This window comes from Microbulbifer jejuensis (assembly GCF_047289955.1).
GTDB lineage: Bacteria > Pseudomonadota > Gammaproteobacteria > Pseudomonadales > Cellvibrionaceae > Microbulbifer.
In genome coordinates this window covers 1-9,868 of record NZ_JBLBUB010000051.1, presented here as the reverse complement: position 1 = coordinate 9,868, position 9,868 = coordinate 1, and the positions used below count along the sequence as shown (strand labels likewise).

Sequence of the window (9,868 nt, the reverse complement as noted above, 5' to 3'; positions counted from 1 at the left end):
CCGTCGAAAGCAACTGCGTCACCGCCCCAAACTTCCGCACAGACGCGGGTCAGCGCTGCGGTCAGGGTGGTTTTACCGTGGTCTACGTGACCGATGGTGCCCACGTTCACGTGGGGCTTGGAACGTTCAAACTTTTCTTTTGCCATTGCAGCCTCCTAATAGAGTGGCGCGCCAGTAATGGCATCACCCACGTCCAGAACATGCGAATCCGGCCCGGAAACCCAGACCCCGAATACAAACAACCACAAGAGTTCTTCACTCTTGCGGCCATTGAAAAATGGAGCTCATGGGCGGATTTGAACCGCCGACCTCACCCTTACCAAGGGTGTGCTCTACCCCTGAGCTACATGAGCCGATTATCGCCAACCCAAGCGACCTTATAGATAGCCGGTCACTTGAGAGCACTCTCGAGCCGAGCCCTTACTTGGAGCGGGCAGCGGGGATCGAACCCGCATCATCAGCTTGGAAGGCTGAGGTTCTACCATTGAACTATGCCCGCTTGCGAGAGTTTGTACTCGAACCCTCTTTACTGCTTGGCCGGCTACACCTTACGGTATAAAAATGGTGCAGGGGGGTGGATTCGAACCACCGAAGCTTTCGCGTCAGATTTACAGTCTGATCCCTTTGGCCACTCGGGAACCCCTGCTCAAAGCGGCGTGCTTTTCCACACCTCCCTCTCGTGAACTCAACATCTTTCTTTGAATTTCAAGGAGTTACCTGAAATTCCTATGTTGAGCTGCACCGGAGTAAGAATGGAGCTGGCGAGAGGAGTCGAACCCCCGACCGGCTGATTACAAGTCAGCTGCTCTACCAACTGAGCTACGCCAGCTCTTTCCCGTTCACCTTCAAGGCCAAGTGAGCCCCGTCAGTGGAGGCGGGATTCTATGGGAAGTTATCCTGACAAGCAACACCCTTTATACAGATAAATCAGAATTCTTTTGTCGCCAATTACCTTGTTTCGAAGAACTCAATCCTCCAGGGAGCGGCGATCAGAATTTAGGTCTAAAGGCAGGTGAAATATCAGCCAGTCACTTCAGAACAGAGATTGTGACGTCGACCCAATTCGGGATACTCCTCGCCCAGCTGCTGCCAAAATTCCGCGGCCAGGCGCTCCGCAGCGCCTGGCATCAAGACAATCCATCGCTCCAGATAAATCTGCGGCTCTTCGCGGAATTTCGCACCAATGCCCTTGCTGGTGAGCTCCTCCGTGAGCAATTCGGCGCGAGCACGCTCACTGAAAATGCCAAAAGAGATCCCATCGGCAAGCGTGCCTTTGGGGATAACATAGCTATCAATACCCTGAGCCTGCAGCTCTCGCAACTTATTGAAAGCCTCGCGCCGCGAATGCAACGGGGGCAGAAACACCCAGTAGCGCATCTGTCCCTGCATCTCAATTTCGCGCAAATCCCCTTGAATCTGCAGGGCCTTCAGGCGCTGCACAATATCCTGCCCCCGGTAGATCTGCGGAAAGGGGCCAATCAGGGTGCAGTGTTGTTCCTGCGCAGTGACAGAGGAGATTGACGCGGATGCCGCCTCGGCTGCTGGCAGCGCCCCCGGCGACGCTTCACTAATCATAACAAGGCGCCGCCCCTGCCCAGCCCTGTCTTCGCCCGCGATCCCGGTACCGCTCTCGGACGGAGGGGTGGCCATGTACCAGGTAAAAAGACCAAGATTCAGCAGCAGGAGAAAAAAAGCTATCCAACGCATATTCAGTGTCATTTATTCACGGGTTGCTCAAAGCCAGGCCATCCAGTACCAGATCCGGGACCAGGCGATGCGCTCGCCGACAGAACGCAGACAGCAGGAGCGCATCGCCACCGGTCAGCCAGAGGAGCGGCTCACTTCCGGTACAGTGAAGCAACTCCTCCAGAGCGCGATCAATGGCGCCGAGCACCATCAATAACAGCCCCCGGTTTACCCCTTCATCGGTAGTGCGCCCGGCACTGAGGGATTCGGTCAGGGTTATGTCGCGCGCGCTTTTGGCTGCGTGCGTATCCACCCGCAGGGAGCGCTGCATCAGACCGATGCCGGGCGCGATATAACCGCCAAGATGACGCCCATCACTATCCAACAGATCCAGGGTGGCTGCGCTGCCGCAATCGACAACTAAGGCGGCCCGCCGGGCCCGCCCATAGGCCGCCAGCATCGCGAGCCAGCGGTCCGCTCCGAGCAGGCTGTGATTGTCGTACCCACAGACAACGCCGGCACATTCCGGCGCCACCTGTGAGAACTCCACCTCCAGAGAGAACAATTTCCGCACATGATTCACCAGCGACTCGGCCACAACAGGGCCCGCCACATTCACAGCGCGCACCCGTTCGGGACGGAACTCACTCCACTCCCCAGGCAATCCACCCGCGGCGAAAGCAGCAACTTCAAAACCACCCCGTAAACCCACCTTTCCCCCGGTGAACAAACGCCATTTTACCCAGCTATTGCCGATATCCAGCTCGAGAATCACACCTGCCCCCGCAATGAAACCTCCCCCCCGTGGAAATACTTCAACTCACCTGCCATATCCAGTATCAAAGCCCCTTTGTTATCCACTCCCACCGCCGTGCCACACCAGGTTTCGGCTCCGGACTGCAAGACCACTGACTGCCCCGCAAACTGGTCCAGGGCAGCCCAGGCATCGCGGTAGGCATGGAAGCCCTGCTCCGGGTAATCTTTCAGCAGCGGCAACATTTCGTCCAGTATTGTCGCCGCCAGTAGATTGCGCGGGATACCTGGGCAAATCCGCTGCAGATCAGCCCAGGGCTGATCAATCGCACCTGCAGATTGATCGCGCAAGCCGCTATTCAGGCCAATGCCAATAACCACCCCACAACGATCGGTGAGATCGCCCTTTAATTCCAGCAAAACCCCGGCCAGTTTGCGCCCCCGGCACCAGATATCATTGGGCCACTTGAGGCGAACACCTGGGACCTCGAACCGCGCCAATGCCCGCGCAAGCGCGACTCCTACGGAGAGACTCAGTCCCTCAAGACTCTGTACGCCGCCACTGAACTCCCAGCCAACCGAAAGGAGGATTCCAGCACCATAAGGACTGACCCATCGGCGCCCGCGGCGCCCGCGGCCCGTGCGCTGGTGCTCGGCAAACATCACCACCGCGTGCCCTGTACCCGCTTCCATCAATGTCAATAATTGGGCATTTGTGGAATCCACCTCATCACGCAGGATCAGCTTGTGCAAAAGCGCCCTGCTCCGGGTACCCAGCACTGCATGAATTTTCTCCGCCGAGAGCAAGTCCAATCCCCCGCGCAAGCAGTAGCCGTGCCCTTTGACCGACTCCAGCGCCAGGCCGTATTGCCCAAGCTTCTGCAGCTGCTTCCAGACCGCTGCACGGCTTATCCCCAGAGCGACACCGAGAGACTCACCGGAGTGCATCCCGCCATCTGCCAGCAATGACAAAAGGGGGCGCAGCTGCACCAACGGGCTTTTCACGGTAGTGTCTTGCAACTTGATCAGCCTTTTATATAGCGGCGGAAATAGCGATGGCCCAGGCTGGTCAGCACTTCATAGCCAATGGTGCCCGCATATTGCGCCACCTCATCCACAGTCAGATCTTGATTGAGAATTTCGATCGATTGCAGGGATTCTCGCTCTTCCACCGAGAGTGTGGAAATATCAAACGTGGTGGAATCCATGGATATGCGCCCCACAATCGGCAGCTGGCGACCACAGGCCCAGCCTCGACCGCGCCCGCCCTGGGCACGCATTATACCGTCGGCATAGCCACCGCGCGCCACCGCCAGCCAACTCCCCGCCGCCATCCGCTGGGTCGCACCATAACCGACCGATTGTTCACGGCTTAGATACCGCTTTTGCACTATGGGCAGGCGGAGCACCACAGTGGGGCGCATGGGGTTGGGCGTGCCGGGTACCGGGTTGATACCATAGAGCGCCGAACCGGGACGCACAATATCAAAGTGATAATCCTTCCCCAGAAAAATACCCGATGAATTGGCGAGACTCAGCTGGATGTCCGGGCAAAGTGTTCGCAGCCTCTCCCCGGCTTGTTTGAAACTGCGCAGTTGCTGTCTATTTTGCGCGTGCTGCGGCTCGTCAGCACAAGCCAGGTGACTGAGCAGTATACGAATATCCGCCAGACGCAGAAGCTCGCGATCCCGCAACAGCCACTCGAACTCCTCCGCACTCAAACCCAAACGGGCCATCCCCGAGTCGACTTTCACAGCACAGGGCGCCTCCAACCCGGCGCGGGCGCATATCCCAACCCAGTGGCGCAGCTGTTCGAGCGTGAACAGCGTCGGCATAAGCCCGGCATGCGCGCACTCCAGTTCCGCCCCGGCACGAACACCAGTCAGAATGACGATCCGGACATCATCACCCAGCGCGCCCCGAAGGTGCTCCCCCTCCGCCTGGGTTGCCACAAAGAAATCGCGGCACCCCTGCCGGTAGAGCGTTGGCACCACCTGAGCCATTCCGAGACCATAGGCATCTGCCTTGACCACCGCGCCACAACGGGTGCCGCCTGCCAGCCGCCCGGCCAGGTCCTGATAGTTATCTGCAATGGACTGCAAATGAATACTCAGCAGCCCCTCGCGGGAATCGGTCATAGCATCACAAGCCTCGACTTACCAACTAGGTCGCCCCGAGCAAGCGCTCACGCTGTAGGGCACGAGCACCCACTAATATACACAGCCCAACCAAAGAAAGGGTGACCAGAGAGCCAGCGATTACCAGCGGTAAAGATAGTGTCTCACCAACCAACAGCGCCTTTAACCACTGCTGCTGCCCCACTAGTGGCACAAACTGCCAAAAGGGAACCTCAAGATCCACTTTGGACATATCCAGGCCAAACAATATTAAAAGTGGCACAATTTGCAATAGTCCCAATTGCATTTGAGCATCTTTAAACGACTGGGAACGCAGCGCCAGAAGCATCTGGGCTACGGCTACCAACAGGGACAGGGGCAGCAGCAACAACCCCATCATGGGGATTGCAACTAGAGAGACTGAGTACTGGATCCCCAGCTCTGACAAGGGCAGTAGCGGCAGCACCGATACCAGACCGGCAACCCCAACAAGTCCGCTGAGCCAGCCTATACTGGATACCGCCAAAACCTTGGCCAACACGATCTGCGGGCCCGCCAGGGGCTGCTGTAACAATACCTCCAAACTGAGACGTTCCCGTTCCCCCGCAGAACTGTCTATGGATGCGCCGAGACAGGCAACAAAGATGCCCAGTATCAGCATACTGGGCATCATGGTAAGAAGTAGGGCGCCCCGCTTTGAAGGCGCACTCACATCCCGCACTTCCAACTGCCAGGGAGTCAATACTTGGGGGGCAACGCCTCTTGCTATCAACCGTTGTCTCGCCACCACTGACTGAAACCCACTCAAATGTCTTTGTAAATAAGTGACCTGCCCGCGAATACCTTCAGAGGAACTATCCATATAAAGATACAGTTTGGGTATTAAAAGGTTTCGAAACGCTGAGTTGAAATTGTCGTCCACTTTTAGGACCAGATCGAAGCCATTTTCGAGCAATTCTTTAGCCGCGCCCTCTTGAATGATTTCCACCTCAAGGCGAGCATCCGCTAACCGCTGCTCCAAAAGAGGGACAGTCTCCCTCGAAAGCAGAGCCAGCCGAAATGTATCCTCCGCATTGTTTTTGATGGCATAAACAATCCCACCAATGGTCAAAGCCGGAAGCAACAAGCAGGTAATGATTGCCGTAAATACGGCCCGGCGATCACGCCAAACCTCCAGGCACTCCTTGCGCAGTAATGCAAAAAACTGCTGCCAGACCAAACTCTTGACAGAATTCACAGCAACGCCCCCTCTGCATGACCTGTCCCTTTAATGCCATAGGCAAGCGCGACAAAACTCTCTTCCAGGCTGTCAGTTCCTGAAAGATGCATAAGTTCTTCCGGTGCACCATTACCGACAATGGCCCCCTTCGACATCACCAAGACAGAATCGGAAAGCTCGGCGACCTCCGCCATAACGTGGCTTGAAAATAGAATGGCGGTTCCCTGTGAGCGCAGCTGTAACAGTGTTTTACGCAACAGGCGTGCAGCGAGCACATCGAGGCCACGGGTGGGCTCATCGAGAATCAGGTGACCGGGGCGGTGTATGAGTGCGCGAGCCAGGGAAACCTTCATTCGCTCCCCCTGGGAAAACCCCTTGGTGCGACGGCACCAAAGACTATCCAGTTCCAGCACATCGCGCACGGATTCCAGCGCTTGGGCCAGCGCTTCCCCGGCAATTCCCTGGGCACCGGCGAAAAAGGTCAGGTACTCTTTTACGGTGAGACGTTCATACAAGCCTTCCCGGTCCCCCACAATGCCCAGCTGTCGACGAACAGCTATCGGGTAGCGGGCGACATCCAAGCCACCCACAGAGACCTTTCCGCTATCGGCTTTGAGCAGCCCGGCAATAATACGCAGACAGGTCGTTTTGCCTGCACCATTCGCCCCCAGCAGCGCGGTGATTCGACCATCGGGTACGGAAAAACTGAGGTTTTTTAACACATTTTTACCGACAAACTGCTTTTCAACCGATTCAACCCTGATCACAGATGCTCTCCCCCACGACTATTCTCACCTTCCAACAACTGTGTCTTTCCCCCTGGTGCCGGACCAAATCCATCGACCATAAATGGCGGCCTGTGGATTTTCTCCATGCACCCCTGCTCCAACGGCTTGTCCGGCGCATGGAGGAAGTCCGCGATCAGCTCAGAGATACACCCGCGGCCCGTATTGGAGTGCCCACCGCCGGCAATGACCAGGTGCTGTTTATTAGAAAGATACTGCAACTGTTCATCGGCATAACGGGGCGGCGTAATCGGGTCCGCCTCACCGGAAATCAGCAAAACCGGGTGGCCTCGAGGCTCTGGTTTGGTGTATGGCTTTGCGGATACCGGCCAAACCTGGCAGCCCCGTTCAAACATTTTCAGGAAGGCGTTACCCAGGAAAGTACCTGCACCATCCCTGGCAACTTCCTCAGGGCTTATCCTGTTTAACTCTTCAGCACAGGCGACTGAGAAGGTCAGCCCCAGGGACATGGTGTTCTGCCGCAGCAGCCCCTCTATTGCCGAGAGCGGTAAATAGTTGCCGCGATCGGCCTGCTTGATGGCGTAGGGCAGCAGTGCCGCCGTTTCCGGGTGATAGAGAGCCCCCCGGATGACATTCAGTAAAACCCAGCGCGGTATTGGCTGTTCAGAGAGGACGCCGGTAAATGGATCGGGAAACGGTATGGCAGTCACTTTCCAGTTTTCCAGCAAGTGGTTCAACTCGGCACGCCAATCCCCAAGTTGGGCACAGGCCTTATCCTCTAAGCAATCCCGCTCCAATGTCTGCAGGGCGTCCTCTGCCGCCCGTGCGGTTAAAAACACCTTGGTTTCTATCGGCGCTACCGCATCCAGAACCAGCGCACTCAAGCTCTCCGGATACCATTGCTGGTACAGCAATGCGGTGCGTGTGCCCCAGGAGACACCCCACAGGGTAATCTTCCCGTGCCCCAGATGCCTTCGCACCCGCTCCAGGTCATTGACTGTTTGGCGACTACTCAGGGAATTGGCAAAGCTTTTCTGTTCCAGATAGCAATCCGCCAGCTCTGAAGAAAAAATCTCCAGGTCCGTGGGAAGCGCGAGGTTCCAGCCACAATCCAGCGGTTGTGAAAGCCCCGCGCCACGGCGATCCACGAGTACAATCGCCCGCTCCCGATTGACCCTGCGAAAAAGATTCAACATCGGAGCCAGATCACTGGCTGCCTGGCCCGGCCCACCGGCCAGTAAATAAAGCGGCGCCTTACCGCTCACACTCACTGCAGGCGCAACCATGATAGCCAGAGACACCTTTGCACCCCCTTCACCAACGGTGAGACGTGAACACTGAAGTGCATTACTCCAGCCATCTAGGTAGCAATCGTGAGATTTCACCTCCGCTGAATTGGCCCAAGCCGTCGGAGGTACAGTGCCGCAAAGCATAACTGCACCTATAAGGACCCATCGCACCCAGATCATAACCACCCCTAATCCAAAAGTCGTATGCGACAGTGTAACGAACCAGGCCCAGGTATGTCGCACTTGCCCCATGTCGGTCAATTACATTAGCGCCCACCTCCCCGCAGTGTTAAGGTTTCGGTTTTACGCCGCCCATGACTGCACCCATGAGCTTTTCAGACCGCGAAAGACACTTGATTCGAGCCGCTTTTGCCTGGGGCCAGATCACCCAGCAGGAGGGTTATACCCTTTCCGATCTGGAGATCGAAAAGTCAGTACTGTTCCGCCGCCTTCTCGGCGGCCGGCCGCCTCTGGCCTTCCCGCCACCCTTGCGCCACGGTTTTCCCTGGTACGATGTGATCGAAGGCCGCAGCGAACATATTGTCAGCGCCTCAGAGGCCTCCCCCGAGTGCAGCATCATCGCCCCCGACTGTAATCCCGGTGATACCTGTATATTGATCGATGGCACCTTTTGGCGTGTAGCGGAAACCATTCGCGAACAGGAAGAGTATATCGTCGAGTGGGGCCAGTACCCCATGCAGTGGCGGCTGAAAAAGCACTGGGAAGTCAACTATGAGATGACCCAGCAATTACACAGCTTTTGCAGGAACAACCCCTCTGCAGAAGTCAGTTTTGACCACTATCTCGGTCAGCGTGCATACCGGGAGTTTCGCATCGGCGATGACCAGACCGTTTGGCTGTGTGAATGGCAGCTAAGCCGCATTAGCCTCTCCGGCTGGGTCTGGGTCGGCACTGTGCTACCCCCTATCGAAGAGCGCCTTACCACAATCTGTGAAGACGCTTTAGGGCCAGTGATTATTGGCAACAAAGGTGCAGACAAGGGCAATGCCTGGCTGCGTATTGAGCAGGCCGAGCGGGAATCCCGCCTGACCAAACTGAAGGGACAGTACGATTACCACTCACTGACCTCAGCCAGTGCTGCGGAACTCAAAAGCCTGCTGCACAGCTTGCAAGACGAAAGTGGGGCTATCGAAATCATGGACTGGTGCGAATGCGGATCTCTTCGCCACTTCTCCCTCCCCGCCTCGCTTGTCCCCTTGGAGGAATTGAGCCTAAAAGACGTAAGTTATGACTTGGTGCCTGACAATGCTTACGACCAATAAAAGAGATCAGCAGTCAGACAATAGAGATCAAATTGCCAGACTCGCCAAGCGCTAACAGCCGGTAAGTAAATATCCACCGGCAAAGCCGGTGGATATTTACTAACGCACAAAATAAAAAATGGAAGAACTGCAAGCAAACGTTAGTCCCCCGCTCTCAGATCTTCCAGCATTTCTGCCCTCTTATTAAATGTTCTACTATCCTATGTAACTACCATTTGCTCGCAGGCCATCGGCGGAGCACGAATGCCCAGGGCTTTGCAATAGAAGCCTGACAATGGCCTCAGTGTGTGACGAGCCCTGCTCGCCACCCTTTGGGCGCCTTTGGCGTACCAAGCCTGCACCTGCGGTGCATAGCTTGTCACATGGCAGCGCTATGCGCTGCCCGGTAGCAAAACCAGCTCCCTGTATCTCAAAAAACAAAACCCCTGCAGGATTCCCTGTAGGGGTTTTCTTTTTTAGAAGCCTGACAATGACCTACTCTCACATGGGGAGACCCCACACTACCATCGGCGATGCTGCGTTTCACTTCTGAGTTCGGCAAGGGATCAGGTGGTTCCACAACTCTATGTTCGTCAGGCAAACTGGCTTGGGTTGGCGTTGGTCTTAAGAGCCTGGGCTCTGCCTGCCGTGTTATCACTGTTTGCCTCGGTCAGTTTGTTGACCGGCGATAACCCCAAATAATTCGGTAAAACACTCTGTAGTAATACACCGCAAGTCGCTTATTGTGTGTCTTTCTCTCCACAATCCACTAGCTTCACTAGCCGTTAGTAACCAT

9 protein-coding genes, 4 tRNA genes and 1 rRNA gene are annotated in these 9,868 nt (G+C 56.2%); 1 reads left to right on the top strand and 13 read right to left on the bottom strand.

Going from position 1 to position 9,868, the window contains the following annotated elements:
- The 12 genes from ACL7TT_RS19995 to ACL7TT_RS19940 all read right to left on the bottom strand — a co-directional run.
- The coding region (locus tag ACL7TT_RS19995) for a GTP-binding protein (RefSeq protein ID WP_413397956.1) at window positions 1-146 on the bottom strand (146 nt) is incomplete at its 3' end.
- A gap of 132 nt (window positions 147-278) precedes the next feature.
- Window positions 279-353, bottom strand: a tRNA-Thr gene (locus ACL7TT_RS19990).
- Window positions 354-425: 72 nt separating this feature from the next.
- Window positions 426-499 (bottom strand) — tRNA-Gly (locus tag ACL7TT_RS19985).
- Between the two features lie 63 nt (window positions 500-562).
- Window positions 563-646 (bottom strand) — tRNA-Tyr (locus ACL7TT_RS19980).
- A gap of 107 nt (window positions 647-753) precedes the next feature.
- Window positions 754-829 (bottom strand) — tRNA-Thr (locus ACL7TT_RS19975).
- 191 nt (window positions 830-1,020) lie between these two features.
- Window positions 1,021-1,707, bottom strand: a complete 687-nt coding sequence (locus ACL7TT_RS19970; protein ID WP_413397955.1) for an SPOR domain-containing protein — start codon at window positions 1,705-1,707, stop codon at window positions 1,021-1,023.
- A 16-nt stretch (window positions 1,708-1,723) separates the two neighbouring features.
- The gene (locus ACL7TT_RS19965; RefSeq protein WP_413397954.1) at window positions 1,724-2,461 is read right to left on the bottom strand and encodes a type III pantothenate kinase; all 738 of its coding nucleotides are present in this window, start codon (window positions 2,459-2,461) and stop codon (window positions 1,724-1,726) included.
- Window positions 2,458-3,444 (bottom strand): bifunctional biotin--[acetyl-CoA-carboxylase] ligase/biotin operon repressor BirA, encoded by a 987-nt coding sequence (gene birA, locus ACL7TT_RS19960; RefSeq protein WP_299948378.1) that lies wholly within the window; start codon window positions 3,442-3,444, stop codon window positions 2,458-2,460. The genes ACL7TT_RS19965 and birA overlap by 4 nt, the downstream gene beginning before the upstream one ends.
- Before the next feature lie 20 nt (window positions 3,445-3,464).
- Window positions 3,465-4,577, bottom strand: a complete 1,113-nt coding sequence (gene alr / locus ACL7TT_RS19955) for an alanine racemase (protein WP_299948380.1) — start codon at window positions 4,575-4,577, stop codon at window positions 3,465-3,467.
- A 25-nt stretch (window positions 4,578-4,602) separates the two neighbouring features.
- Complete coding sequence (locus ACL7TT_RS19950) at window positions 4,603-5,793, bottom strand: ABC transporter permease (protein WP_299948382.1); 1,191 nt, start codon at window positions 5,791-5,793, stop codon at window positions 4,603-4,605.
- The gene (locus ACL7TT_RS19945) at window positions 5,790-6,542 is read right to left on the bottom strand and encodes an ABC transporter ATP-binding protein (RefSeq protein ID WP_299948384.1); all 753 of its coding nucleotides are present in this window, start codon (window positions 6,540-6,542) and stop codon (window positions 5,790-5,792) included. Before ACL7TT_RS19945 ends, ACL7TT_RS19950 begins: the two co-directional genes overlap by 4 nt.
- Entirely contained in the window at window positions 6,539-7,822 is a 1,284-nt protein-coding gene (locus ACL7TT_RS19940; RefSeq protein WP_413397953.1) for an alpha/beta hydrolase, read from the bottom strand. The genes ACL7TT_RS19945 and ACL7TT_RS19940 overlap by 4 nt, the downstream gene beginning before the upstream one ends.
- A gap of 314 nt (window positions 7,823-8,136) precedes the next feature.
- On the opposite strand from ACL7TT_RS19940, the gene ACL7TT_RS19935 reads away from it, so the two are divergent.
- The gene (locus ACL7TT_RS19935; protein WP_413397952.1) at window positions 8,137-9,093 is read left to right on the top strand and encodes a hypothetical protein; all 957 of its coding nucleotides are present in this window, start codon (window positions 8,137-8,139) and stop codon (window positions 9,091-9,093) included.
- A 461-nt stretch (window positions 9,094-9,554) separates the two neighbouring features.
- Here ACL7TT_RS19935 and rrf read toward each other — a convergent pair.
- Window positions 9,555-9,670: ribosomal RNA gene (gene rrf / locus ACL7TT_RS19930) — 5S ribosomal RNA — on the bottom strand.
- Window positions 9,671-9,868: the final 198 nt, after the last annotated feature.